This window comes from Alteromonas sp. ABH4_452, from assembly GCF_056311825.1.
This window is the reverse complement of record NZ_CM149973.1, coordinates 4,066,388-4,092,481: the sequence shown is the minus strand read 5'-3', so window position 1 is coordinate 4,092,481 and position 26,094 is coordinate 4,066,388. Positions and strand designations below refer to the sequence as shown.

Genomic DNA, 26,094 nt, shown 5'->3' with positions numbered 1-26,094 from the left:
CTTAGATTCAAAAGGGTGTAGATAACGTGGCAATTGCAGGGCTAGGTACTGACATTGTAGAGATAGCGCGACTTGGTAAAGGTGACGGTGCCAATGAACGTTTAGCCAAGCGAGTACTTACGCCTGCCGAGTGGCAGACGTTTAGTGAGCACGCTACACCAGTACGCTTTTTAGCAAAACGTTTCGCCGCGAAAGAAGCCGCGGTGAAAGCCCTCGGTACGGGTATTGGAAATGGAATAAGTTGGCAACACATAGAAGTGCGTAACAACGACCTAGGGGCGCCCGAACTTTATTTTTCTGGTGAATTTGCTGCTATGTGTGAGGCACGGGGCATTACCCGAAGCGTTATCAGTATTTCAGATGAGCAGCATTACGCCGTCGCCACCGTTATACTAGAATCCTAATCATTTACTAAAGCGGGCGTTAACTAAAACGCGCACTACGAAAACGCAGACTCAATGAAGCCCAGGTAGATGACATCTATCTGGTCTGCGTTTATAAAAAACGCTACAAATATCAAACCACGCAAAGCAAGTTACCGGAGTCACACTTGGCAAACCTTTTTAAAAAATCACGCAGCAAGCAAAAAGACACAGCGTCTTCCCGCCTAAGGGGCAATGCAAAGAAAGGTAATGCTAGCGCCAACGCGCAGGTCGCAGGACTTCGATTTGGAAAATCTAATAAAGCCTCACAAGGCAATAAAAGCCAAAAGTCTAATACGGTTACCATTGAAGATATCGACTGGATGGGCCATGGCGTAGTGCGCGGTAACCCCATGATGTTTGTTGAAGGTGCCCTTGTTGGGGAAACCTGCGACATAGAGGTGCTATCTAGCAAAAAGAAAGTGATTAACGCGAAGGCGACAAATATTCATTCGCCAAGTGAAGCAAGGCAAGCGCCTTTTTGCCCAGTGTTTGATGCATGTGGTGGTTGTCAGCTACAGCACATAAAGCCCGATGCTGCCCTTAAGCAAAGAGACAACGCCCTTAAAGTGATGATGGAACGTCAATTGGCAGTGAAGCCAAATGTTTGGCAAGCACCGTTAGTGGGACCTCGCCCTCAATATCGCAGAAAAGCAAGACTGGCTATCGATGCCCGCAACCCCAATCAAATTAAACTAGGCTTTCGTGAAGCGAATAGCAACAACGTCGTTAATATAGAAAGTTGCCCAATACTGGTCGACCCTTTATCTAATATCATTGGCCCTTTACAAAACGCGCTTACAGGCTTCGAGTCAGCTCGACACATTGGACACATCAGCCTTATCGCCGGTGATAATATCTCGCACCTTGTTATTAAACATATTAAAGCCCTTGAGGCAGAGCTTATTGATGCGGTGAGCGAATTGGTGAACACGAGTTCATCGGTTGGCGATCACAGTATTGAGTTAAAGCTTGAAAATAAGCAAGGGCAAATACGCAGTGTGGGGCGTGGTACTGATATGGTCATTAACACGATAAATGACTGTTCTATTTCTCCTAGTGCTAATGACTTTATTCAAATAAATAAAGTGGTTAACGAAAAAATGATCAAGCAGGCAATAGGTTGGCTAAACCCACAGCCCAACGAACGTATTGCCGATTGGTTTAGCGGGCTGGGCAATTTTACCTTACCTATTGCTAAGTCAGGTGCACGGGTACAAGCGGTAGAGGGTGTGGCAGAAATGGTGCGCCGCGCAAAAGACAATGCACAGCGACAGGGCATTAAAAATGTCGAGTGGCTGCATTTAGATTTGGCAGATAAGACCAACGTCGAGGCATCATTACAGCAGGGCTTTGATAAGGTACTGCTTGACCCTTCAAGAGAAGGGGCATTGACCGTTTGTCATGCGCTTGTAAAAGCACTACCAAAAACGATAGTGTATGTTTCTTGCAATCCAAGTACGTTTTCTAGAGACGCAAAAGTGTTGATAGACGGAGGTTATGAAATGGAAAAAGCGGGCGTAGCAGAAATGTTCCCCTTCACCCATCACATGGAAATGATGGCCTTGTTTACGCGAAAGCAGCAGTAACGAGTAAAGGATATGGTATCAACAAGAAAGGTCCACGAAGCAGACCGGCCCCCCTTTGAAGCCTGGCTAGACAGTCTTGAGCTGAGTGCAGAAACAAAAGATAAGCTAAGTGCTGTGTCTTCCATTCCTGAGCGACTATTGGTTGGTCAGGAAATGGTTGAGATTTTGTGTCAGCTTAATATGGATGATGCAACGCTTCAGGCAGCCTTGGTGTTTCCTTATTGCGAACAGCACGCTTTAAGTGAAGAAGATATTGTTGATGAATTTGGTGGGGAGATTCGAGACCTTATCGTTGGCGTGCGTCGAATGGATGCCATCAAGTCGTTACATGCCCGTAAAGTGAACGGCTCTGGCTTTGCTGAAAGATCAGACGAGCAGCACATAGACAGCATTCGCCGCATGTTGCTGGCGATGGTAGAAGACGTACGCGCCGTTGTTATCAAGATGGCCGAGCGTATTTGTGCACTACAACAGGTTAAAAAAGCTGACGAAGAAACCCGTGTTATGGTGGCACGAGAGTGCGCCAGTATTTATGCGCCATTGGCAAACCGCTTGGGTATCGGGCAGTTAAAATGGGAACTTGAAGATCTCGCGTTTCGCTACCTACACCCCATTACCTACAAACAAATTGCCAAGCAGTTAGACGGTAAGCGCAGAGAGCGTGCCGAGTATATAGAAACTATTGTGGGCGACTTGCAAGGCCTACTTGATGGTGAAGAGATCCGCGCTGAGGTTTATGGCCGGCCCAAACATATTTTCAGCATTTGGAAGAAAATGCAGAAAAAGCGCCTTACGTTCGAGCAGCTTTTTGATATTCGTGCAGTACGTATTATTGCCGAGCGACTTCAAGATTGCTACGCAGCGTTAGGTACCGTTCACGCAAGCTATAAACACTTACCTAACGAATTCGACGACTATATCGCAACCCCTAAACCTAACGGTTACCAGTCTATTCACACGGTGATCGTGGGGCCTGAAGGAAAGTCGGTTGAGATTCAAATTCGCACGCAGAAAATGCATCAGGATGCAGAGCTGGGTGTGGCTGCACACTGGAAATATAAAGAGGGCAGTACGGGTAAACAATCCGGCTATGACGAGCGTATAAACTGGCTTCGTCGCATACTTGCATGGCAAGAAGAAGTGGCGGAATCTGGCGATTTGGTTGAAGAACTTCGCAGCCAAGTGTTTGATGATAGGGTGTACGTGTTTACACCGAAAGGCGATGTTATTGACCTTCCTCAAGGCGCTACACCTCTTGATTTTGCCTACTACATTCACAGCAACGTAGGGCATCGCTGTATTGGCGCAAAAGTGAATGGGCGTATAGTGCCGTTTACTTACTTGCTGCAAAGTGGCGACCAAATAGAAGTATTAACCGGGAAAGAGCCAAACCCAAGCCGCGACTGGATGCATCCGGGCCTTGGCTATGTGCATTCATCGCGGGCCCGTGCCACTATCCATTCTTTCTTTAAAAAGCAGGACAGAGACAAAAACCTTGCTGCCGGTAAAGAGCTGCTAGAACGCGAACTTCAGCGTGCCCACTTGCCCGCCAAAGTACCTAACGAGGCGTTTGAGAAGTTTAACTTACAAACCCTTGATGACTTGTACACTGCGGTAGGTGCCGGTGATGTGCGCGTTATGCAGGTGATTAACTTTATTCATCACTTGCAAGAACCTCCAGCCCCTGAGCCTGAAATTAGCCCTAAGGTGAAAACACGCAAGACTGCGGCAGGCACGGGCAAAAAAGACGCCGTAGTCGTGCAGGGCGTGGGGCACTTAATGAGTCAGCTGGCTAACTGCTGTAAGCCAGTTCCCGGCGAGGCTATTTTAGGCTATATCACGCAAGGCCGTGGCGTAAGCGTTCACAAAGAAAGTTGCAGTCAGCTGCAGCACTTGCTGTCACAGCACCCTGAGCGTCAGATCGAAGTGAATTGGTCACATGAGCTTAAAGTGGGTTTTGAGACGGGCATTGATATATTTTGCCACGATAGAAACGGCCTGTTGCGCGACATAACTACCGTGTTGGCAAATGAAAACGTACCGCTCTTAGGAGTAAACAGCTTAAGTGATAAAAACAGGCAGACGGCACTAATTACCATATCTATCGAAGTTAATGACCTTGAAAGAGTGTCAAAAGTGTTAACCCAATTGCGACAACTTAAAGGCGTGACAGATGCAAAACGCAAGCAAAGCTAGCCTTGACGAAATGCAGCGGCTGCTGGACATTATGACGCAGCTGCGCGACCCGCAATCTGGATGTCCGTGGGATGTGAAACAAACCATGGAAAGCCTAACTCGCTACACCATAGAAGAGGCCTACGAAGTGGCTGATGCTGTTGCCGCTGGTGATATGCACGATATCAAAGATGAGCTCGGTGATTTGTTGTTTCAAGTGGTGTTTTACGCGCAAATCGCTAGTGAATCGAGTGCATTTTCTTTTGACGATGTGGCACAAAGCATTAGCGAAAAACTCGTGCGTCGCCATCCTCATGTGTTTGCTAATCAGCTTGCATCTGAGAGCGCTGGCGATACAACTGAAAACGTCACGGGCGAACGTACCCAGTTGAACGACAGCGCTTTAAACGCGCAGTGGGATGCAATTAAAGCTCAAGAAAAGCAGCTTAAAAAGCAGCGCTTAAAGCAAGTCGGCGAAGCAGTAGATACCAGTATTTTAGATAGCGTACCCAAAGGTATGCCGGCACTTATGTACGCGCAAAAGCTGCAAAAAGCCTGTGCAAAGGTAGGCTTTGACTGGCCTGACGCCGCACCTGTTATTGATAAAGTACGCGAAGAAGTAGAAGAGATTCAGCAAGAGCTTGATACGAAGCAACGCCTTCTATGTGAAAACAGTACTGACAAAAAGCCTTCAAGCAATGATATGCATGACAACCAACAAGCTATTGAAGAAGAGATTGGTGATGCGCTTTTTGCCATGGTTAATTTGGCAAGGCATTGCAAAGTGGATGCTGATACTGCGCTTCGCAACGCCAGTAACAAGTTTGCCAACCGTTTTAAAGGCGTAGAGCGTTTAGCTGCAGAGCAGGGCGAGAAGCTTGAAGCATTGACTTTAGATGAAATGGAAGCGCTGTGGCAGCAGGTTAAACAATCTTCTAATACTAAGTGAATTGTTTAGCTACGCTTTAAAAACACAGTCACAGGTTATTCAACGTCTAGTTTGTCTCAAAGATTTTGGGCTACTTGTGTATAAATACATCACGCATAAAGGTCAAAAAATTAGACCAATGTAGATGGAAACTTTGCCATTTTGTCATATGTTTAGTAAGTAGGTTTGATTTACGACAAGGGCATATAGATCCATTTTGTCTATAATCTGTGTACTAAACTAGCACGTTGGAATGGTGCTTAGCCGGTGTTAACAGACAACACTGACCAAGGAGTTGGACTGAATTGGGCGCAACCGTTTTATGAAAAAAGTACTGTATTTATCGTTAGGGTTGTTTTTAACGTGTTTAGGTATTGTAGGTGCCTTCTTACCCGTAATGCCGACAACGGTATTTTTGATAGGTGCGCTTTTCTGTTTCACTAAATCCTCACCGCGCCTTGAAAGTTGGCTTATTCAGCACCCCAAATATGGGCCTAGTCTGGTTGCGTGGCGTAAACACGGTGCAATATCTAAAAAGGTAAAATGCATAGCGTGTTGCAGTATGCTGATAAGTTTTATTCTTATTTGTCTATTTGCATCAATGCCAATTCCCGCTTACATAGGCATCGCAATGTTTATGGGAATAGGCGCATATTTCGTAGTTACGCGCCCCAGTATCCCAGCGATCTAGAGCTGTACCGAAGCTCAATAAGCCTTCACAAGTGAATATCCCGTAATTGAAGAAATCGAATTGTGACAATCCATTAGCTCTAACGGTTCCTACCTAGTCGCTCGTGACTGCTTACCCATTCATCTGCTACCACAGCAGAGCCCAGAGACAGATCGCCACATAGCACGGTCGCCGCAACAATTTCCGCAAACTTGTTAACGCTACCTCTTTCTGTACAGCCAAGTACGCTTAAACATTCGTTTTGTGTAGCTAAGCCGGTTCCACCACCGTACGTAGCAACGATTAGCGATGGAATAGTAACAGAGAAGTAATAGTCGCCGTTTGGCGTAATTTCGGCGTAGGTAAACCCCGCCGACGACTCAGCTACGTTAGCAACATCTTGCCCGCAAGCAATAAAGATAGCGGTAATGCCGTTGGCGAAGTGGGCACCATTGTTAACACTACCGGCCATCAACGCGCCCATATTTGAATATTGACGCTGTTTAAACAAAGCCTCCGGCGGGCAATGCATAATGTCTGTCATAAGTTGTTTAGGCAAGGTTATCTCTGCGACAACGCGCTTACCGCGGGTATGCAGCGAGTTTAAGTGCGAGTGCTTTTTATCAGTATCAAGGTTTGCTGCCAGCACAAAGTGCTCAATGGGCCCCGAATAGTTTGCCTGTATCCACTCGCAGCCTGCCTTAGTGGCTTTGCTTACCATGTTTTGCCCAGCAGCATCGCCACAGGTAAAGTTGAACCTAAGCCAGCGAAGCTTAGACGCAGCGTACTGCTCGATATCCCTTAGTTTGCCCACGCTGGTGGTGTTATCACTGGCACGTTTGATGGCTTCAAAGTTTTGCTCAACCCACTTGCCAAATTCGAGGGCTTCTCTTGCGCTAGAAAACGCAAACATGGGCGCTCGCTGCATGGCGTCGTCAATAACTGTGGTGGTTATGCCGCCTGCTTCTCTTGTTAGACGCATGCCTCTGCTGTAGCTGGCTGTTAGCGTACCTTCTGTTGTGGCCATTGGAACGTAGAACTCGCCTTTGGCGTGTTCTCCGTTCACTAGCATCGGGCCTGCAAAGCCAATAGGCACCTGTGCAACACCAGCAAAATTTTCAATGTTTCCCGACAAGGTTTCGGGGGGGATTGAATAGTGTCCTAAGTGGTTTAACTCAGTGCCAGTTTCGCGAGCAATAAATTCGCGGCGTGTTCGGCTCATGTCATGGGTATAGTCGTTGTCTGAGGAACGTGGGATTTTAGGCATTGGGGCCACTCCTTTTTCTTTAATAATAGGAGTGCTGATACCGAATGAAAACTGTTTACAATTTATACATGGCGATAAGTGTCGCCTATGTATGCGCTTTTTATGTAGAAAGGCAGTAAATTCACCTTTCTGCACGCAAAAAAAACAGAGGACATTGCTTATTTCGAACTCACTAGCGACGCGAGACTGCGCCGCATACTGCTGATGATGCTATGCTTTTTGAGTCAATTTTGCTTGAAGTGCAGCAATCTCTTCTCGGCGTTTTTTATCTGCTAGAGGGCGGTTGGCTTTTTCAGGCGCGTTTTGAGCGCGGATTAAAAACGCTTGGGCCTCTTCATATTCTCCATCGTCGAAAAGAAACTCGGCATAAAAGAAGTTTTGGTCCATTCCTTGAGGATTGATTTCCAGTGCACGCTTAAATAGCTTTTCAGCTTTTTTGTCACTACCAAAGCTCACAGGCCAGCCCGGCACTTTGTGATAAAGCGCGGCTAATACGGTTAATGCCGTTCCGTCTAGCACTGATTCTTCTTTTTCAATGGCGCGCTCTAAATTTTCTTTCGCACTTTTAGCAAAGTCTAAGGCGCCCAATCCTCCTTTGGCACTTGCTGTGCTGGATTGAGAAATAGCCAGCCAAGTAAGAGACTCTGCACTATTCTCAGATTGCTCTACGAGTTTTGTAGCTTGTTCGATAAGTTCTGAAAAGGCGCTAAGTTGCGAGTCGCCCTCTAATTGATAGTTCACGGATGCCCACTGGTGTTGAAGCTTAAGCAGTTCGTCGGCTGACGCCGCTACCGGAGTGATAAGTGCCGCTGATGCTAATCCTGCGATAACAAGTGAGGAAAGTCGTTTTTTTATTGTCATGAAAATACCAGATAAAAGAGTTTAATTAGATAAATAATATGGCCATTAGTGCGTGGCCACTAAAGGTGAAGAAAGGCTGCATTTAATACTGAAGTTGGTTCAACCCATTGTTAACAATATCGGTTTGCTTGTCCCGTTTTCTAGAAGGGAGGGAATAACTGATCGATAGGTTCGTTAGTGTGAGCAGCATAAAAACTGAAGCTACAAAGTGGGGTCTTTTCATTAGAGTTATTAGAAGAATTGAATGCAACGGACGTACAGTACATTAACTCAGTTTCTGTGTCATCGGCTGATGATGGAATTTTATCCATGTTTTTTGTTGTTAGGGGTTCGCATTTCCTTCAATTCCTGTATAATTCGCGCCCTGCCCAGTTACGCCCACCTTTGGGAAGGTGGAAGAATCAGCCGGCTCGAAGGGGTCTTTGTGTTGATTTTAAGGTGATTTCTGGTGTTCAGAAATCAGTAACGACGATATTATTCGGGTGAATTTGAAAATGAAAACTTTTGTTGCTAAGCCAGAAACGGTACAACGTGACTGGTATGTGGTAGACGCCACAGACAAAACTCTAGGCCGTTTGGCTTCTGAAATCGCACTACGCCTTCGTGGTAAGCATAAGCCAGAGTACACACCTCACGTGGACACTGGTGATTACATCATCGTAATCAACGCTGAAAAAGTTGCGGTTACAGGCCGTAAAGCGCAAGACAAAATGTACTATGCGCACTCTGGTTACCCAGGTGGTCTTAAAGAGACAAACTTTGAAAAACTAATTGCTCACAAGCCAGAAATGGTTCTTGAAAAAGCAGTTAAAGGCATGTTGCCAAAAGGCCCTCTAGGCCGCGCAATGTTCCGTAAAATGAAAGTTTACGCTGGTGCAGAACACTCTCACGCAGCACAGCAACCACAAGTTTTGGACATTTAAGGAGCTATTAACATGGCAGATACTCAATACTACGGCACAGGCCGCCGCAAAAGTTCTACTGCTCGTGTGTTCCTACGTCCAGGCACAGGTAGCATTAAAGTAAACCAACGCGCTCTTGACGAGTACTTTGGTCGTGAAACAGAGTGCATGGTTGTTCGTCAGCCACTTGAACTTGTTGAAATGACTGAAAAGTTTGACGTATACATCACTGTTAAAGGTGGTGGTTCTAACGGTCAAGCGGGTGCAATCCGTCACGGTCTTACTCGTGCTCTTATGGAGTATGATGAAGCACTACGTCCAGCACTTCGCAAAGCTGGCTTCGTTACTCGTGATGCACGTCGCGTTGAACGTAAGAAAGTTGGTCTACACAAAGCGCGTAAGCGTCCACAATTCTCAAAGCGTTAATTTTTACGTTTTTTGTATTGCAAAAACCCGGCTTATGCCGGGTTTTTTATTGCTTGAAATTCATTATAGAGCGTCGATTTCTAAAGTGCGCTGAAGCCTATCTTGCCGTTTATTTCATAACAAAGGTTTAATTTGTGCGTGCTATATCGCCAAATATTCTTCAAAACCTTGATTTTAGGCTTTTCTCTCACTAAACCTAAACACACTAATTGAATTAAATTATCGCTTAAATATCAGTAAAACCTTGTGTTTATAAGGGCTTTTCTTTTATCATTTGCGGTCGAAAATTTTGAAAACTTTCGTGACCTCGTAAACCAGTAAATTTTTGCTGTTACGTTGCTGTCATGACAAGCCATATGATGCATGACGCAAGCGTGATAAAACCAGTATAAGCTTGGGTTACACATCATAATTATCCAAACCTGGAGAAATGTGGATGAGCAATGTATCTGTAGATGCAACAGAGTCTGCACACAATGAAAACCAGCCAGAAAACAACACTCGTCGTCGGTTCTTGACCGTTGCCACGTCGGTAGTTGGTGGTGTAGGTGTCGTTGGTGCTGCTGTGCCTTTTATTGCGTCCTGGAATCCAAGCGCCAAAGCGAAAGCCGCCGGTGCTGACGTTGAAGTAGATATCAGCGGGATTGAGCCTGGACAATTAGTACGTGTAATGTGGCGAAGCAAGCCTGTATGGATTGTACGTCGTACGCCTGAGATTCTTGAAGAACTAGGCACACACGAAGATAAGCTGAAAGATCCTAACTCTGAAGCTGAGCAGCAACCTACTTTTGCTCAAAATCGTTTCCGTTCGATGAAAGAAGAATACCTGATTCTAGTGGGTATCTGTACGCACCTAGGTTGCTCTCCACAGCACCTTAAAGACGGCGCTTTCGAAGAAGTGGTTGAGGGTGTGCCAGATGGTTTCTTCTGCCCATGCCACGGTTCTAAGTTTGATATGGCAGGACGTGTATTTCAAAACGTACCGGCACCATTAAACCTAGTTGTACCGCCATATCAATTCGTTGATGACAATAACATCATCATCGGTTCAGAAGCGGAGGCTTAATTATTATGAATGCTTTCCTAGGTTGGATTGAAGAACGCATCCCAATGATGCGCGTTGCGAATATGCACGCTCTTCAATATCCTGCTCCAAAGAACATGAACTTTTGGTATGTGTTCGGTTTTCTAGCTACTATCGTTTTGGTAAACCAAATTGTTACTGGTATTTGGTTGACCATGAACTTCGTTCCATCTTCAGAAGGTGCATTTGCTTCTGTTGAATACATCATGCGTGAGATCGACTACGGTTGGATCATTCGTTACATGCACAGTACTGGCGCATCGGCGTTCTTTATTGTGGTATATCTACACATGTTCCGCGGCATGATTTACGGCTCTTATCAGAAGCCTCGTGAGCTTTTATGGGTGTTTGGTATGTTTATTTACCTAGCACTCATGGCAGAAGCTTTCATGGGTTATGTACTACCTTGGGGACAGATGTCTTACTGGGGTGCACAGGTAATCGTATCGCTATTTGGTGCTATCCCTGTTGTAGGTCCTGACTTGGTAATCTGGCTACAGGGTGACTACGTTATCTCTGGCGCAACTCTAAACCGTTTCTTCGCATTACACGTTATTGCGTTGCCATTGGTTATCGTTATTCTTGTGTTCCTTCACATTATCGCACTTCACGAAGTGGGTTCTAACAACCCTGATGGTATTGCTATCAAGCACAAGAAAGGTTCACTGCCAGAGTCTGAAAAGACTAAATATGAAATTCATGAATACTACACAAGCAAGTACGACATTGCTGATGACGTATTGCCGTTCTTCCCACACATCGTACTTAAAGACCTTGTGGCATTCTGTATTTTCTTAGCGCTATTTACTTATGTGCTGTTCTTTGCCCCTGAAATGGGCGGTAAATTCCTAGAGCACCCTAACTTTGAAATTGCTAACCCGTTGAAAACACCTGAGCACATCTTCCCTGTGTGGTACTTCACGCCGTTCTACGCAATTTTGAAAGCGGTACCTGATAAGTTGTTCGGTGTACTAGCTATGTTCGGTGCAATTGCTGCGCTATTCGCTCTACCTTGGTTAGACCGTGGTCGCGTTAAGTCATGGCGCTATCGCTGTGGTCTACACAAAGTAAACCTTATTGTGTTTGCAATTGTGTTTATCTTCCTGGGTTACCTAGGTGGTACGCCACAAGAAAACTGGAAAATCATTGCGTCGCAAGTTGCTACAGTAATGTACTTCGGTTTCTTCATTGCATTGTTCTTGTACAGCAAAAACGAAAACACTAAACCTGTGCCAGAGAGGATTTCTAAATGAAAAAAATGATGTGCTTTTTAGCCTTCTTCCTACCTGGCGTAGCGCTTGCGGCAGGCGGGAACGTACACCTAGATAAAGCGCCTATCGATTTAACCGATAAGGCGTCTTTACAACGCGGTGCACAATTGTTCATGAACTACTGCTTAGGCTGTCACTCAATGAAGTACCAGCGCTATCAGCGTTCATTCCAAGATTTGGGTATTCCTGACGAACTAGGCCAAGAATACCTGCAGTTTACGGGTGAAAAAGTGTCTGACTATATCACTCGTGCAATGCCTGAAGAAGCTGCTGCTGGCTGGTTTGGTGCTGCTCCACCAGATCTAACCCTAGTGGCGCGTGTTCGTGGTGAAGACTGGATTTACACTTACTTGCGTTCTTTCTATGTAGATGAGAGCCGCCCGTTTGGTGTGAACAACACAGTATTCCCAGAAGTGGGTATGCCACACGTACTTCAACCACTTCAAGGCACGCCAACGCGTACTTATGAAGAGCAAATGGTTGATGGTGAGATGGTTAAGCGTTATGTAGGCATTAAGTCAGATGGTACTGGCGCAATGTCTCCTGACGAGTACGACCAAGCTGTTGCCGATATCGTGAACTTCCTAGAGTACACGGGTGAGCCTTCAAAACTTGAATCTCACAAAATCGGCAAGTGGGTACTTATCTTTATCGCAGTATTGTTTGTATTTGTTTACTTACTGAAGAAAGAATACTGGCGAGAAGTGCACTAATCGCACAGATTTATGTATAATATGAAAAGGGGGCTTCTCGCCCCCTTTTTTGGTATTTACTCGTGCTACCTGAAAACCCTTTTGTATAGAGTGTTCAGGTAGCACGAGTTATCGTAATAAGCTTACCGTTTGTAAGCGTAAACTTGTTTCTCGACGGAGGAAATTGAATGGCCGTAGCCGCGAATAAACGTTCTATTATGACGTTGTTCTCTGACACAATTGATATTTATAGCCACCAGGTGCGCATTGTGTTGGCAGAAAAAGGTGTGGGTGTTGAAATCAGCTACACAGATCCTAGCAACCTGTCTGAAGATCTGTTGGAGCTTAACCCTTACGGTACTGTTCCAACTCTAGTTGATCGCGAGCTTGTACTTTACAAGTCGCATATCATTATGGAATACCTTGATGAGCGTTTCCCTCATCCACCACTAATGCCGGTTTACCCTGTATCACGTGGCCAAAGCCGTCTTATGATGCACCGCATTGAGCAAGATTGGTACTCGCTTGCTGCTCGTATCTTCCGTGGTGAAGGTGACGTAGAAGCAGCACGTAATGAGCTGCGTGAAGCCTTGCTATCACTTGCGCCTGTATTTGGTGAGATGCCCTACTTTATGAGCGAAGAGTTCAGCTTAGTTGATTGCTACCTTGCTCCGCTATTATGGCGTTTACCTGCACTAGGTATTGAACTAAACGGTGCCGGCAGCAAAGAAATTAACGCTTACATGAACCGTATTTTCTCTCGTAGCTCATTTAAAGCGTCTTTGACTGACCAAGAGCGTGAGATCCACAACCCGCTATGACATCTATGACGTCTAACCAGCCCTATTTGCTTAGGGCTTTTTATGAGTGGATTGTTGATAACGATTTAACGCCGTATATTGTGGTTGATGCAACTAACGAATTAGTTGAAGTGCCGCAAGAATTTGTTAAAGACGGCCAAATTGTTTTAAACGTATCGCCAAGCGCATGTGTGAACTTCTCTCTTGATTTAGACGGCTTGTCTTTTCAAGCACGTTTTTCTGGGCAGCCCAGAAGATTGAGTATGCCTTGTGAAGCTGTGATGGCTATATACGCAAGGGAAAACGGTGCAGGTACTGTATTTGCCACCGAAGAAGATGTGGCTCGTGCGCAGCAAGAGCGTACTGAAACATCTGAAGATGTGTCTCAACCGAGCGGACCAACGCCGCTAGAAGATGCTGACTCAGGCGACATTCAAGATGCGCCGGTTCCGCCTAAAAAAGGCAAGCCGAGCCTAAAGGTTATTAAATAGCTACTTAAGTAGCTAACTGGGCTATTTTCATGGCCGCTATTTAAAAACTTTCAGTGTATTGACGTAGTCTGGCTTTGCAAAGCTATTCGCTTAAGCAGAGCCAGCTATTATCTTCACACTCGCCTTATCTAATGTTTTGCTCCCACTTCGACGCTTGTATTTGAAGCCTCGCAACTAAGTGTCCAAACAAAAAAACTTGCGTTCTGATAAATACGAAAGCACCCCATTACTTATAAGTAATAGGGCGCTAAAGTGGCTGATTCGCTATAAATTTATTAACGAGTTCGCGTTATCACTACACGACTTGTCGGAAAATCAAAGCGATGGGCTTCGGTTAGTACGGACGTTGACAAACCTTCACGGCTTGGGTCATTTGCGTTTGCACTGGTTACCACACCTTGATGGAGCCTTACTGCATCGGCAAGGTCGTCCCTAACTACATCATAACCCGCTGCCTCTCCGCCACCACCTGCTGTTCCTGCGGCAGGGCCCGGCATTGTGGCTGCTGTTTCTGTATTGGCCTCTGTACCTGCGTCCCAAGTCACTGTCATGAATGTTTTCACATCACCCACTGCCATGTTACTTACGTTAGCTGCATTTAAGCCAGTAAACGCATCGTTGGTATTAACCAACATGGTCGTTACTGTAAGACGCAGGTCGTCAGCGTCGAGTTCTGGAACCACAAGGGTTAGTTCTGTGCCCATTGAACGAGGGCCCAATATGCTCCCAGAGTTTTGCGCATCCAAAAAGTCCGTGGAGTCCATGGCTTCAGTAATGACCATAGACGGATCACCGCCCTCAGCCATAATTTCAATGCCCATGCTAGCTGGCTCGCCCTCACTAAATGAATGGAAGCCTGACTCATGCAAGATGACGGCGGCAGGAGCAAAGGGCTGAGAGTAAGTTAAGTTGGTAATTTGTACGGTATAAACCGCTGAATTACCATTTATACCATCTTGCCCGTCCGAACCGTCTTGGCCGTCTGCGCCATCCTGTCCGTCAGTACCTGCTTCCCCCTGTGGGCCAGCGGGTCCTTGAGGGCCTGTATCACCATCGTCGCCGCAGGCAGCAAGAAGTGCTGAAAGCATCAATAACGTACTGAGTTTAATTATTGGATTATTCATTGTATTGGCTCCTTAAGATGCAGGAACAGTAATAACTACACGTGCTACTGGGTTCAACCAACGGTGTACGGTAGAGTCCAGATCACTGGCACCAGCGGCGCTATCAGTATCACCAAGCGCATTGCGGTGAATGTGTACCGGGCCATCTTCACCATCTTCTATTTCACCATTAACTACCTGTGCCCCCACACCAGTGCCACCTGTACCTAAGTCGACGATACGAGTAGGCGCACCGCCGCCAGCGACACCAGGAACACTATATCCACCCAGCGCATTTCCTGTCCCAGCTTCAACAACGTCAGTACGAGCACTATTTAGCTCATCGTTTAACTCAGTACCGGCATCGTAAGCATTTAAATAATACGTATAGGTGCCAGGTTCAGTAGGGATTTCAATACTGTCCATACCTACAAAGGCATCATTGGTCGGTATCAGCATAGACAGCAGTGAAAGATAAGGCTTGTCCATTGTGTCGAAGGGATAACTTAATGTTGCTTTCGGGGCTAGAAGACCGCCAAAACGATGCCATGTGTTTGAGCCATTGTCTGTATCGACAGGACCCAATAAAGCCTCAAAGTTAGCGCCGCTTGAATCAGCGTTTTGCTCATCATCAATAACCCCCGCTTCCGCAAGCCAGGCTAACGCCGATGAAGCTGGCTGGCCCACTTCAAAAGCGTCAACGGTGTCATCGTGCGCAATAACTAGGCGCGGCGTAAAGCTTTGCGCTTGGGTTAAATTAGTAATTTCAACATCTAAGGTAACGGCTTGGCTTACTGAAATTGTTGCTAGCGACAGTAGGGTAGCGCTAGCAAGTTTAGTGAATTTCATCTTATTGTCCTTGTTTATGGCTTAAATCGCATAAAAATTTAGGGCAGTAAAATTTTTAATTCATCACAGAACTATCACAAAAAACGCACAGATTTGTATCGATGAATAACAATATTGTTAGAAATTTTTAGTGCTTGTTTATCAATCAAAAAAATTGATATTAATGTGAAATAAAAACACGGAGGGTCGGGTCTTGTTTTTTATCGGCGAATTAGGAGCGAGTTATGATCCTTATCATCTACAGCGGGAATAAGTTTCAACAAAACATATCGCAATGTTTGAGCAAGCATAGTTTTCTTTATGACGCAGTCTCTAATTTTCAATCAGCAGAATCCTTGCTAAAAGCACAACATTATTCACTTATAATCGTTGAATCGGTACGAAACGAGATGTGCCTGCAGCGTATTAAAACTCTCGTAGACGCTAACTCCGAAAGCTGGGTAGTGGCTGTCGAAAGTGAGATGTCGACAGCAAATACGGCCTGCTCGGAGGTAGATGAAGCAAATTATTATGAAGCGGGTGTTGATGACTACCTTACTGGTGCGTTTGACGAACGCATGTTTTCGGCACGTATTCGCTCTCATATGCGTAGAAGTATGCCTAACCATGAAAACACGAGAGCTTCCGGTGGTAGTGACGAGCGTATCGAGATAGGCCCGCTTAGCGTCGACTTGCGTTATCACAGCGTGACGATTAATGGGCAATTGCTGACATTAACGGCACGCGAATTTACCTTGTTGAATTATTTCTGTCGTCATCCCAATCAGGTTTTTTCTCGCAACCAACTACTTAGCGAGGTGTGGGGCTATAATCACGAAGGGTACGAACATACGGTAAACACCCATATTAATCGTCTACGCAGTAAACTCGATAAGGTTAACAGTATTGAAAATGGCGGACAGCTAGTACAAACCGTATGGGGTGTCGGATACAAACTGAATATTAATGGGTATACAGCCAATTCGTTAATTGCCTGAGCGCATAATATCAAAAATCGCTAGATCCTAATTAAGGATGATTATTTTTTAGGCTTAAATTAAAAACAGCGTTGCCGTACCTAAAAAGGCAAAGATACCAACTACATCTGTTATCGTAGTTAGAATAACGCTTCCAGCAAGCGCTGGGTCTATTTTAAGGCGCTTCATGATCATGGGTAAAGTTGCGCCGGCAAGCGCTGCCGCAATCATGTTTACCATCATCGCAAAGGCGATAATAACGCCCAGCATGTAATCTTGCTTCCAAAGTGCGATAACAGAGGCAATAAGCACTGCCCAAATTGCCCCATTTAAAAAGCCAATCGAGATTTCTTTACTGATAAGCCAACGCGAGTTACTGGCATTTACATGACCGAGCGCCATACCCCGAATAACAAGGGTTAGTGTCTGGTTACCAGCCACGCCGCCCATGCTCGGTACGATAGTATTTAATATGGCTAATACGGCAAGCTGGCTTAGCGTGGCTTCAAATAAGTCACTTACCATTGCTGCCATTAGCGCAGTCACTAAATTTACTGCCAGCCAGACGGAGCGGCGTTTAGTACTTTGCATAACCGGTGCAAAGGTATCTTCATCATCATCAAGACCCGCCATACTCATCATTGAGTGTTCGGCGTCTTCACGAATGATATCAACCACGTCATCAATGGTAATTCGCCCAACTAAGCGATGATTTTCATCAACTACCGGCGCTGAAAGCCAATTATAACGCTCAAACAGGCTTGCCACTTCATCGTCGGGCATGTTTACCGGAATCGCCTCTGATTCTTCGTCCATGACATCAGACACTTTGTCGTCGGTATCTGCGGTGAGAAGACGGGCCACAGGGATGATACCGACCAGATTATCGGTTCTATTGACCACATAGAAGGTGTCCGTATTTTCTGGTAACTCACCTTTTAAGCGAATGTAGCGAAGAACCACATCAATGGTTACATCTGGACGCAAGGTAATGGTATCGGTGTTCATGATGAAACCAGCGGTTTCCTCACCGTAAGACAACGCCTGCTCTGCACGTACGCGGTCTTGTGCATCCATTGAATCAAGAATGTCTGCCAACACAGGTTCAGGAAGGCTACTCAGCGTTTCTGCCAAGTCATCGGTATCCATTTCTTCAAGTGCATCAACCACATTGGCGGGGAGCATCTTTGTGATAATACCGTTTCGAACATCATCAGAGAGTTCTTCTAAAATATCACCGTGAAAGTCGCTATCAATTAGCTCCCACAACTCATCACGGGTCCTGCTAGGGCTAGATTCGAGAATATGCGCAACGTCTGAAGGGGGAAGTTCAAGCAGAAGCTTACGTACAGATACAAATTGACCGTTTATCAACGCTGCGTTAAGTGCGCGTAATTGGGTTTGTACGTATTTAGAAACAAGCGCTTCTGCCATAAGGCGTTATTCCTACTAAGCTGATATGGAAAATAAAGGCTGTGTAGCCTAAGTGTGCGTAGAATATCGCAATTATATTAAGTCTGTCATGATAATTGCGTGGCTTTTACGCAAGAATTTGGAATTACTAAGCTAGCTGTTGATTAATTCGTCAAGAGATATTCGGGTTGAGACTATTCGTCTTCGTTAAATCTGCCCTCAATCAGCTCTTCAATGGCAGCAAGTGCATCGACCGCATCATCACCATCGACAATAACATCTACCTGTTCACCTTGGTGACTTTCCAGCATCATCAAGCCTAAGACGCTGCTTGCATCGGCTTCTTTATCGCCTTTTTTCAAAATGATTTTGGCATGAAACTGATTAGCAAGCTTAACCAATTGCGTGGCTGCTCTGGCGTGTAAGCCTAGTTTATTGACGATTGTAAGCGTTTTTTGAATAGTCATTACTGGTTCAACTCTCTGTGACGAATTTGAACATCAGGGTGTATTTCGCTGAACGTTTTCGACAAGGTTTGGGCAATATAGACTGAGCGGTGTTGGCCGCCAGTGCAACCGATAGCCACAGTCACATAGCTTCTATTGTTGCGTTCTAAATGGGGAAGCCATGTGGTCATCAAGTTTTGAATCTGCCAAATAAATTTGGTTACTACGGGTTGTGAGCCTAAAAATACTTCCACGGGGGCATCTAACCCAGTTAAGTGTTTAAGGTCTGGCTCCCAATGCGGGTTAGGTAAAAAACGCGCGTCAAAAACGTAGTCAGCATCTTTAGGTATGCCGTGTTTAAAGCCAAACGACTCAAAGACAAGAACAAGGCGTGAACTTTTCTTACCCAATATACGTTCACGGATCAATTCGGCGAGTTGATGTATTGTTAGCTTGTCTGTATCTAGGTATAAATCGGCGCGTTCAGTAATTGGCGCAAGAAGCGCAGACTCCGCCCTAATAGCCTCCGATAGAGACTTATTTAGCTTAGCTAAAGGGTGAAGACGGCGAGTTTCGCTAAAACGCTTAACCAGAACGTCATCGCTTGCGTCAATGTACACTATAGTCATCGACCAAGAAGAAGGCAGGTAGTCTAGAATCTCTACCAAGTCGTCAGGGTTTTTGGGTAGGTTCCTAACGTCAATACTTACCGCAACTTGATCGTATTCATCAACAACAGTATGGGTGAGGGTGGGAAGCAAATTTACTGGGATATTATCAACACAGTAATAACCTAAGTCTTCCAATGCGCGAAGTGCGACAGACTTACCAGACCCCGAACGACCACTGATTATGATCAGCTTCACCTAAACTCTCCCTTATATTCTGGTTTCATCACATACGAGTTGTCGAATAAAGCGCCTACCTATGAGGTGTAGGCACTTTTTGTTTAACTTAATGCAGAAATAATTTCGTCGCTGGTTGTTGCACGACGTATTGTTTTAATCGTTTCTTTGTCGCTTAGCTTACCGGCTACGGTAGCCAGTGTCTGAAGGTGTCCTTCGGTTTGCTCTTCGGGAACGAGAAGAGCAAAGAATATGTCTACGGGCTTTTCGTCTAGGGCATCAAAGTTGATAGCTGGTGTACTTGTTACAACGATTGCTATTACCTTCTCAAGGCCGGCCAAGCGACCGTGAGGCAGTGCTATCCCGTTACCAATACCCGTGCTACCCATACGTTCTCGAGCCATCAAGCTATTTAGAACCGTTGCCTGGTCGATGTTGTCGTTATGCTTGGCAGCGATATCAGCGATGATCTCAAGAATTCGCTTTTTACTATTACACTGAACCGCACACTCGGTGCGGTCCAGACTTACGATGGCTTGTATATCCATGCTCAATTAACTACTAATGTTTTTTCAGTTTTTCCTTATGCTTGATTACCTGCCGGTCGAGTTTATCAACCATGCTGTCAATCGCCGCATACATGTCGGTATTTTCTGAGGATGCGAATACTTCAGCGCCACTTAAATGAACAGTCGCTTCAGCTTTTTGATTTAATTTTTCAACGTTCAGGATGACATGCACATTAGAAATGTGATCAAAGTGACGTTCAAGTTTGCTGAACTTCGTATCGACATAATTACGCAAAGAGTCGGTGATTTCGACATGATGACCAGTAAGGTTGATTTGCATATTTCGTCTTCCTTATATTATTAAGCCCGTTTAAATAAGGCTTTTGCGTTGGTTCGACGGCGGGATCGACAATGATTCCCGGTATTTTGCTATTGTTCGCCGAGCGACTTTTATGCCTTGCTCGGCCAACAATGAAGCAATCTTGCTATCACTTAGCGGCTTGCTAGGATTTTCCGCAGCCACTAACTTCTTGATCAATGCACGAATCGCTGTAGATGAACACTCACCACCTGACTCTGTTGCTACGTGGCTTGAGAAGAAATACTTCAATTCGAAGATGCCACGGGGCGTATGCATATACTTCTGCGTTGTTACACGCGAAATAGTCGATTCGTGCATATCTACCATTTCTGCGACATCATTTAGCACCATTGGTTTCATCATTTCCGGGCCGTGCTCAAAAAAGCCCATTTGCTGCTGCACAATGCAATTTGCAACCTTCATTAAGGTATCGTTGCGAGATTCAAGGCTCTTTATGAACCACTTGGCCTCTTGCATGTGTGAGCGGATGAATTGTGAATCGCTGCTGTTCTTGGCACGACGACTCATCGCTGCGTACTGTTGGTTTACGCTTAATTTAGGCAGACTGTCGGGGTTCAGCTCAACCACCCAACGGCCATTTTTCTTGGTTACTGAGACATCAGGAATAACGTACTCAGGCTCTTTAGTAACTAAAGCACTACCTGGGCGAGGATTCAAGGTTTGAAGTAAACGCATTGCTTCGCGCAGCTGATCTTCTTTCAATCGGCTCTTACGCATTAGCGTGCGGTAGTCTTTACTGCTCAGTAAGTCTGAATATTCCTCAATAAGCTGCTTCGCTTCAGCAAGCCACGGTGTGTCTTCTGAAAACTGGCGCAATTGCACCATAAGACACTCTTGAGGTGTACGAGAACCTGAACCAATGGGGTCGAACATTTGAATGCGCTTAAGCACACACTCTATTTCGTCCATTTCGATAGGCTCTTCTAGATCATCGTCGTTGACCGCTTCTAAGATGTCGTCAAGAGTAACGGTTAAATAACCTGATTCGTCAATTGAGTCGATGATTGCTGTAGCGATAGCGCGGTCAGTATCTGAAAAATGAGTGAGGCGCATTTGCCAAAGAAGATGTTCTTGGATGTCTTCTGTGGTCTCACCTTGGAAGATTTGTTCATCATCATTAGATGGGCCAGGTGCAGGCGCGGAAGAAGCCGAATAATACTCATCCCAGGTACTGTCGATAGGTAGCTCATCGGGAAGATCATTCTTCTCCAGTGCATCTCCTGCTTCTAGCGTATCGCTTGATGCAGAAGCGGTCGCTTCAGCAGCGCTATCGTCACTATCGACATTATTCTTTTCTACTTGTGGCTCGTCGTTACCTTCTTCCACTTCTAAAAGCGGATTAGAATCGAGGGCTTCTTGTATCTCTTGCTGGAGATCAAGCGTAGAAAGCTGCAGCAGTTTAATAGCCTGCTGAAGCTGAGGTGTCATGGTAAGTTGTTGGCTAAATTTTAGCTGTAAAGATGGTTTCATCTACGTCTTATTTAAATGCTCTAAATTAAATATACCAGAGCGAAACTGAAAAATGACAATTCGGTTACACTAACTATAGCCTGAATTGTTCGCCTAGGTATACGTCCCTTACTTTTTGATTACTTAAAACCTGTTCCGCAGTTCCTTGCGCAATAAGCTCGCCATGACTCACAATGTACGCTTTTTCGCAAACATCCAATGTTTCGCGTACGTTATGGTCCGTGATAAGGATACCAATACCCCTATCTCGCAGATGCTGTATTATCTTCTTTATATCATTAACTGATATTGGATCAACACCGGCAAATGGTTCGTCTAACAAAATAAATTGTGGTTTTGCTGCCAGAGCTCGAGCAATCTCTACGCGACGCCGTTCTCCCCCTGACAAGCTCATGCCCGTACTATTACGTATATGGTTGATATTAAATTCATCAAGTAGGGCATCTGCTTCTTCTTCTTGCTGCTGTGAATTTAAATCTTTACGGGTTTGCAAAATGGCCATGATATTTTCATGTACCGTAAGCTTTCTAAATATTGATGCCTCTTGCGGGAGGTAGCCTATACCGCGGCGTGCGCGCTCATGCATTGGCTGGTGAGTAAGCTCATTATCATCAATTTCGATCTTGCCTTTGTCTAAGTTGACTAAGCCTACAATCATGTAAAAAGTGGTGGTCTTACCAGCGCCGTTAGGGCCGAGAAGACCAACAATTTGACCGGTAGACACTGAAAGGCTTACATCGCGAACAACCTGTCGCGATTTATACGATTTAGCAAGGTTTTTAGCGCTCAAAGTTGCCATTGCTATTCATTGTCCTCGTTGTCTTTCTTAGACGATGTTTTACGAATGGTGTCAGGAGTAAATACTGTGGTTACACGACCTTCACCATCTTCACCGGCACCACCCGTTGCAAGCAATTGTTCCGTAATCATATCGAACGTAATCTTATCACCTTGCACTTTACTGGTATCTTGCTGTAGCTCAGCATTACCCGCCAGAGAAATAGTGCGATTAATTACTTCATAGCGAATTTCATTGGCTTTCGCTGATACCGGTGTACCGTCTTCTAGTGATTGAGAATAGCTAGCAGGGTTGCCACGGGCGATAAATATTTCACGGCCGCTGCCATCTGTAGCTATTACTTCTACTTCATCAGCTTCGATTAGGAGTGAACCTTGGGTAATAAGTACATCTTCCTTGTACAGCGCGGTTTTGTTTTTACCATCAATAAATTGGGTGTTTGACCCTATCTTAATGGGTTGTGAAAAATCTTCTTCACTGGCTATTACCGCACCGCTAGCGATGGCAAGTAGAAGGCTAGTTGCTAGGGGAATAAGTCGTTTGTACATGATCTAAAAGCTCGTATTCTTGTGTGCGTAAATTCGCGTTAAACCCATTGCTTAAAATAAGATATTGCGTACCCAGTATCTCAACGGGTTGATCAGATGTCATTTGTTTCGTGTCTAAATTTATCTGGATGTATTCCGTGGATAAACTTTTGACAAAATCATCGCTGGTTTGATTTTCAATAACAACGCTATCTTCAAGCTGAATTAATTCATTGTTATAAAGCGTTCCTTCCTGCGCAGTAACAACCCAAGGTGATGAAGCGCTTTCTGTATAAAGGGTATATTTAGGTTGTTGGAATAAAACAAAGCCTAATTGGTCGTAATGCTCCATCGACTCTGCAAAGACTTTGTGATTTAACTCACCGTCTTGGTTGTACAAGGTTGTTGTTAAGTTTTTGGCCTTGTAGGCAGGCTTGAGCGCATCATTTTCGCTACTACCTTGAGTTTCAGGCTGCTCTTCCATCCACGTTGGGATGTACATAAGCATAGCTAAGATAAATAGCGCCGATATACTTAAACCTAAGCGATTGAAGCCAAACTGGCTCATACACTAGCTCCGAAAATATCATTTGCAACGCCTTTAGCTTGCAAAATGGTGTCCGATATTTCTCGAACTGCGCCAAATCCACCCGGAAGTGTGGTGATCCAGTTCGCTTGCTTTGCAACAAAAGGGTGAGCATCGGCAACCGCAATTTTTACCGCTACCTGCTGATACATACCTGTATCGGGCATATCGTCTCCTACGGCGGCAACTTCGCTTGAGTTCAACCCTAGGCTTTTCATTAATTCGCCGAGGGCGTCAGCTTTGTTTTCTTCACCCTGAATAATGTGTGCTACGTTTAGCGCCTTCATTCTGTTTTCTACAATTGCTGAGCGACGCCCTGTTATCACGGCGACGTTAACACCATTACTTACCAAGGCTTTCACGCCATATCCGTCTCGGGTGTGAAAAGCTTTAAGTTCTTCACCGTCGTTGCCCAAGTAAATGCGACCGTCTGAAAATACGCCATCCACGTCACAAACCAGTAACTTAATATTTGCCAACTGCTCAAAAAGTGCTTGGTCTAAATCGGTGTATAGAGTTGTCGTCATTTAAAGTACCCCCGCTTTCAAAAGCATATGCATATTGAAGGCTCCGACAGGGTTGCGCTTTTCATCGGTAACCATCAATGCGCTTATCTTATGGGTTTCCATTAGATTTAGGGCTTCTACAGCTAGCTGATCTGCTGTGGTTGTTTTGCCGCCTTTGGTCATTACATCTTCTACTGTCGCACTGTGTACATCTACACGAGCGTCGAGTATTCGGCGTAAATCACCATCAGTAAACACGCCTGTTAACGAACCATCGGGTGCGATAACACCAGTCATGCCTAGGCCCTTTTTGGAAATTTCCAAAAGTGCATCAGCAACAGTTGCATTTAAATTTACTAGTGGGATATCGCTGCCACTTAGCATGATATCACTCACTTTAAGCAGCAGTTTTCTGCCTAAACTTCCGCCGGGGTGTGACAGGGCAAAGTCGTCTGAAGTGAAGCCCTTTTGGTCAAGCAGCGCTACCGCTAGGGCATCACCCATAACCAGTGTGGCCGTTGTGCTTGATGTGGGCGCCAGACCCAATGAACACGCTTCTTTTTCTACACTAATATCCAGCACTACATCTGCGTGTTGTCCTAACGAACTATCGGCACTGTTGGTCATTGCCACTACCAGTATACCTAAGCGCTTAACAACGGGCAGCAAGTTAACTAATTCATTGGTTTCACCAGAATTAGAGATGGCTAATAGCACATCTCCTTTGCTTAGCATACCCAAGTCGCCATGGTTGGCTTCACCGGGATGCATGAAGAACGCTGGAGTACCTGTACTGGCTAGCGTAGCCGCAATTTTATTACCGATATGTCCAGATTTTCCCATACCGCTTACAACCACTTTTCCCTTACAGTTGAAGAGAATGTTGCATGCAGTGATAAAGTCATCATTTAAGCGCTCTGCAAGGTTGGCAATAGCCTGCGTTTCAATGTCGATAACGCGCTTCGCCGATTCAATATAGTGCATCTGAGTTTGTGTATTCATGATTATCCGAACAGCCAGTATTGGTAGCCGATAAAGCAAGCCAGAAGTATGAATCCATTGGTTCTTGATATTGTACGCTTTCCAATTAAATCGAAGCTGAACAAGAACAACAGCAAGGTCAAACCAAGCATAACGTACATGTCTCGGTTATAAACGTCAGGGTCTAGCAGGCCTGGGGCAATTAAGCCTGGCATACCGAGCACGGCTAGCAGGTTGAAAATATTAGAACCAATAATATTACCCAGTGCTAAATCATCTTCACCTTTAAGCACACCTGCGACACTTGCCGCTAATTCAGGAAGACTTGTGCCAAACGCTATAATCGTCAACCCAATAACCAAATCAGAAATTCCCATGTATCTGGCAATTTCCACGGCTGAGTTTACAAGGAAGTGGGCACTTAAAGGTAATACAACAAGGCCAACACCAATCCAGATAAGTGCAGATGTATTAGAAACGCCTTTAGGGATTTCATCTGCGGTCTCTGCAACCAACGGGTCTTCTTTATCTACTTGTAGCGATAACCAAGCCATCATTGCTAAAACAAAAATAAAAAGGCCTAGTAGAATTATCCCTTCGTAAGACTTCAGCTCGCCATCGAACATAAAGCCGATTGCGATTAATGAGATAATGAGAAGCGCAGGAAGTTCACGTTTAAGCGTTGTAGACGAAACAAGCAGTGGTTTCACTAAGGCGGTTACACCCAACACCAGCGCGATATTAGTTATATTTGAACCAAGGGCATTACCCACGGCTGTGTTCATATTGCCATTGGCAGAGGCAATAGCGGAAACCACAATTTCAGGTGCCGAAGAGCCCATAGCGACAATCGTTAATCCGATCATCATAGGAGAGATGCCGATGTTCTTTGCTAGTGCGGAAGCACCGTACACAAAACGGTCTGCACTCCAACTTAAGACAATCAGCCCAACCAGAAAAATGACAATGTTTAAAAGCACAACAACCTGTAATAGTTAGTATTTCGATAGATTGTCGCAAAAAGAGTGCCATTTGCCTATGCTCGTAATGCTTTATTTTCATCAAATAAGGCCAATTGCCGTAAATTTCTGCCGCTAGCGAAAGTTAAATTGGCCTTCATCGGTCTGCCAAAGGCGTTCAGTTT

General features: G+C 45.1%; 29 protein-coding genes. 13 read left to right on the top strand and 16 right to left on the bottom strand.

Annotated features, from left to right (window positions below; translation table 11 throughout):
• The first annotated feature begins 26 nt into the window (after nucleotides 1-26).
• From acpS to ACYX4N_RS17550, 5 genes are all read left to right on the top strand, one after another.
• Nucleotides 27-404: a holo-ACP synthase gene (gene acpS, locus ACYX4N_RS17570; protein ID WP_476054953.1), complete on the top strand. Its 378-nt coding sequence runs from the start codon at nucleotides 27-29 to the stop codon at nucleotides 402-404.
• Nucleotides 405-550: 146 nt separating this feature from the next.
• Nucleotides 551-2,011 carry a 23S rRNA (uracil(1939)-C(5))-methyltransferase RlmD gene (gene rlmD / locus ACYX4N_RS17565; protein ID WP_476054952.1) on the top strand — a complete coding sequence of 487 codons (1,461 nt, stop codon included), beginning with the start codon at nucleotides 551-553 and terminating at the stop codon, nucleotides 2,009-2,011.
• A gap of 12 nt (nucleotides 2,012-2,023) precedes the next feature.
• The gene (gene relA / locus ACYX4N_RS17560; protein WP_476054951.1) at nucleotides 2,024-4,207 is read left to right on the top strand and encodes a GTP diphosphokinase; all 2,184 of its coding nucleotides are present in this window, start codon (nucleotides 2,024-2,026) and stop codon (nucleotides 4,205-4,207) included.
• Nucleotides 4,185-5,135, top strand: a complete 951-nt coding sequence (gene mazG / locus ACYX4N_RS17555; RefSeq protein WP_476054950.1) for a nucleoside triphosphate pyrophosphohydrolase — start codon at nucleotides 4,185-4,187, stop codon at nucleotides 5,133-5,135. Before relA ends, mazG begins: the two co-directional genes overlap by 23 nt.
• Nucleotides 5,136-5,436: 301 nt before the next feature.
• Nucleotides 5,437-5,805 (top strand): YbaN family protein, encoded by a 369-nt coding sequence (locus ACYX4N_RS17550; protein WP_476054949.1) that lies wholly within the window; start codon nucleotides 5,437-5,439, stop codon nucleotides 5,803-5,805.
• Nucleotides 5,806-5,884: 79 nt separating this feature from the next.
• Here ACYX4N_RS17550 and ACYX4N_RS17545 read toward each other — a convergent pair whose 3' ends face one another.
• Both ACYX4N_RS17545 and ACYX4N_RS17540 read right to left on the bottom strand, forming a co-directional pair.
• Complete coding sequence (locus ACYX4N_RS17545) at nucleotides 5,885-7,051, bottom strand: hydroxymethylglutaryl-CoA reductase (protein ID WP_476054948.1); 1,167 nt, start codon at nucleotides 7,049-7,051, stop codon at nucleotides 5,885-5,887.
• Nucleotides 7,052-7,261: 210 nt separating this feature from the next.
• Nucleotides 7,262-7,912 carry a tetratricopeptide repeat protein gene (locus tag ACYX4N_RS17540; protein ID WP_476054947.1) on the bottom strand — a complete coding sequence of 217 codons (651 nt, stop codon included), beginning with the start codon at nucleotides 7,910-7,912 and terminating at the stop codon, nucleotides 7,262-7,264.
• A gap of 494 nt (nucleotides 7,913-8,406) precedes the next feature.
• On the opposite strand from ACYX4N_RS17540, the gene rplM reads away from it, so the two are divergent.
• The 7 genes from rplM to ACYX4N_RS17505 all read left to right on the top strand — a co-directional run bounded on the left by rplM (nucleotide 8,407) and on the right by ACYX4N_RS17505 (nucleotide 13,578).
• Nucleotides 8,407-8,835: a 50S ribosomal protein L13 gene (rplM, locus tag ACYX4N_RS17535; protein ID WP_012517329.1), complete on the top strand. Its 429-nt coding sequence runs from the start codon at nucleotides 8,407-8,409 to the stop codon at nucleotides 8,833-8,835.
• A 12-nt stretch (nucleotides 8,836-8,847) separates the two neighbouring features.
• Entirely contained in the window at nucleotides 8,848-9,240 is a 393-nt protein-coding gene (gene rpsI, locus ACYX4N_RS17530; RefSeq protein ID WP_014948330.1) for a 30S ribosomal protein S9, read from the top strand.
• Nucleotides 9,241-9,676: 436 nt separating this feature from the next.
• Complete coding sequence (gene petA, locus ACYX4N_RS17525; protein WP_118490220.1) at nucleotides 9,677-10,306, top strand: ubiquinol-cytochrome c reductase iron-sulfur subunit; 630 nt, start codon at nucleotides 9,677-9,679, stop codon at nucleotides 10,304-10,306.
• A 5-nt stretch (nucleotides 10,307-10,311) separates the two neighbouring features.
• Nucleotides 10,312-11,577 (top strand): cytochrome b, encoded by a 1,266-nt coding sequence (locus ACYX4N_RS17520; RefSeq protein ID WP_110288466.1) that lies wholly within the window; start codon nucleotides 10,312-10,314, stop codon nucleotides 11,575-11,577.
• Nucleotides 11,574-12,308: a cytochrome c1 gene (locus tag ACYX4N_RS17515; RefSeq protein WP_014948333.1), complete on the top strand. Its 735-nt coding sequence runs from the start codon at nucleotides 11,574-11,576 to the stop codon at nucleotides 12,306-12,308. The genes ACYX4N_RS17520 and ACYX4N_RS17515 overlap by 4 nt, the downstream gene beginning before the upstream one ends.
• Nucleotides 12,309-12,475: 167 nt before the next feature.
• Nucleotides 12,476-13,108, top strand: coding sequence for a stringent starvation protein SspA (gene sspA, locus ACYX4N_RS17510; protein ID WP_012517332.1), 633 nt, complete (start codon nucleotides 12,476-12,478; stop codon nucleotides 13,106-13,108).
• On the top strand, nucleotides 13,105-13,578 hold the full coding sequence (locus ACYX4N_RS17505; protein ID WP_474808610.1) for a ClpXP protease specificity-enhancing factor: 474 nt from the start codon (nucleotides 13,105-13,107) through the stop codon (nucleotides 13,576-13,578). The genes sspA and ACYX4N_RS17505 overlap by 4 nt, the downstream gene beginning before the upstream one ends.
• A 275-nt stretch (nucleotides 13,579-13,853) precedes the next feature.
• On the opposite strand, the gene ACYX4N_RS17500 is transcribed toward ACYX4N_RS17505, so the two are convergent.
• Nucleotides 13,854-14,702 (bottom strand): spondin domain-containing protein, encoded by an 849-nt coding sequence (locus tag ACYX4N_RS17500; RefSeq protein ID WP_476054946.1) that lies wholly within the window; start codon nucleotides 14,700-14,702, stop codon nucleotides 13,854-13,856.
• A gap of 12 nt (nucleotides 14,703-14,714) precedes the next feature.
• The gene (locus ACYX4N_RS17495) at nucleotides 14,715-15,530 is read right to left on the bottom strand and encodes a spondin domain-containing protein (RefSeq protein WP_476054945.1); all 816 of its coding nucleotides are present in this window, start codon (nucleotides 15,528-15,530) and stop codon (nucleotides 14,715-14,717) included.
• Nucleotides 15,531-15,754: 224 nt separating this feature from the next.
• Between ACYX4N_RS17495 and ACYX4N_RS17490 the strand changes: the two genes are divergently transcribed.
• On the top strand, nucleotides 15,755-16,507 hold the full coding sequence (locus ACYX4N_RS17490; protein WP_476054944.1) for a response regulator transcription factor: 753 nt from the start codon (nucleotides 15,755-15,757) through the stop codon (nucleotides 16,505-16,507).
• A gap of 54 nt (nucleotides 16,508-16,561) precedes the next feature.
• Here ACYX4N_RS17490 and mgtE read toward each other — a convergent pair whose 3' ends face one another.
• The 12 genes from mgtE to ACYX4N_RS17430 form a co-directional block, all read right to left on the bottom strand.
• A complete protein-coding gene (mgtE, locus tag ACYX4N_RS17485; protein WP_474808602.1) occupies nucleotides 16,562-17,920 on the bottom strand; it encodes a magnesium transporter in 1,359 nt (452 codons plus the stop codon).
• A gap of 173 nt (nucleotides 17,921-18,093) precedes the next feature.
• On the bottom strand, nucleotides 18,094-18,366 hold the full coding sequence (locus ACYX4N_RS17480) for an HPr family phosphocarrier protein (protein WP_474808600.1): 273 nt from the start codon (nucleotides 18,364-18,366) through the stop codon (nucleotides 18,094-18,096).
• Complete coding sequence (rapZ, locus tag ACYX4N_RS17475; RefSeq protein ID WP_474808598.1) at nucleotides 18,366-19,211, bottom strand: RNase adapter RapZ; 846 nt, start codon at nucleotides 19,209-19,211, stop codon at nucleotides 18,366-18,368. The genes ACYX4N_RS17480 and rapZ overlap by 1 nt, the downstream gene beginning before the upstream one ends.
• 83 nt (nucleotides 19,212-19,294) lie before the next feature.
• Nucleotides 19,295-19,738 (bottom strand): PTS IIA-like nitrogen regulatory protein PtsN, encoded by a 444-nt coding sequence (gene ptsN / locus ACYX4N_RS17470; protein ID WP_474808596.1) that lies wholly within the window; start codon nucleotides 19,736-19,738, stop codon nucleotides 19,295-19,297.
• 13 nt (nucleotides 19,739-19,751) lie between these two features.
• On the bottom strand, nucleotides 19,752-20,039 hold the full coding sequence (gene hpf, locus ACYX4N_RS17465) for a ribosome hibernation promoting factor (RefSeq protein ID WP_012517338.1): 288 nt from the start codon (nucleotides 20,037-20,039) through the stop codon (nucleotides 19,752-19,754).
• 30 nt (nucleotides 20,040-20,069) lie between these two features.
• Nucleotides 20,070-21,551 carry an RNA polymerase factor sigma-54 gene (locus tag ACYX4N_RS17460; protein WP_476054943.1) on the bottom strand — a complete coding sequence of 494 codons (1,482 nt, stop codon included), beginning with the start codon at nucleotides 21,549-21,551 and terminating at the stop codon, nucleotides 20,070-20,072.
• Between the two features lie 73 nt (nucleotides 21,552-21,624).
• Nucleotides 21,625-22,350, bottom strand: a complete 726-nt coding sequence (gene lptB, locus ACYX4N_RS17455) for an LPS export ABC transporter ATP-binding protein (protein WP_118490207.1) — start codon at nucleotides 22,348-22,350, stop codon at nucleotides 21,625-21,627.
• A gap of 2 nt (nucleotides 22,351-22,352) precedes the next feature.
• The gene (lptA, locus tag ACYX4N_RS17450; protein ID WP_474808590.1) at nucleotides 22,353-22,898 is read right to left on the bottom strand and encodes a lipopolysaccharide transport periplasmic protein LptA; all 546 of its coding nucleotides are present in this window, start codon (nucleotides 22,896-22,898) and stop codon (nucleotides 22,353-22,355) included.
• Nucleotides 22,867-23,445, bottom strand: a complete 579-nt coding sequence (lptC, locus tag ACYX4N_RS17445) for an LPS export ABC transporter periplasmic protein LptC (protein ID WP_474827690.1) — start codon at nucleotides 23,443-23,445, stop codon at nucleotides 22,867-22,869. The genes lptA and lptC overlap by 32 nt, the downstream gene beginning before the upstream one ends.
• Nucleotides 23,442-23,990, bottom strand: coding sequence for a 3-deoxy-manno-octulosonate-8-phosphatase KdsC (gene kdsC / locus ACYX4N_RS17440; RefSeq protein ID WP_476054942.1), 549 nt, complete (start codon nucleotides 23,988-23,990; stop codon nucleotides 23,442-23,444). The genes lptC and kdsC overlap by 4 nt, the downstream gene beginning before the upstream one ends.
• Complete coding sequence (locus ACYX4N_RS17435) at nucleotides 23,991-24,971, bottom strand: KpsF/GutQ family sugar-phosphate isomerase (RefSeq protein WP_476054941.1); 981 nt, start codon at nucleotides 24,969-24,971, stop codon at nucleotides 23,991-23,993. It abuts the gene before it with no gap.
• Nucleotides 24,972-24,973: 2 nt separating this feature from the next.
• Nucleotides 24,974-25,930 carry a calcium/sodium antiporter gene (locus ACYX4N_RS17430; RefSeq protein ID WP_118490202.1) on the bottom strand — a complete coding sequence of 319 codons (957 nt, stop codon included), beginning with the start codon at nucleotides 25,928-25,930 and terminating at the stop codon, nucleotides 24,974-24,976.
• Nucleotides 25,931-26,094 lie beyond the last annotated feature (164 nt).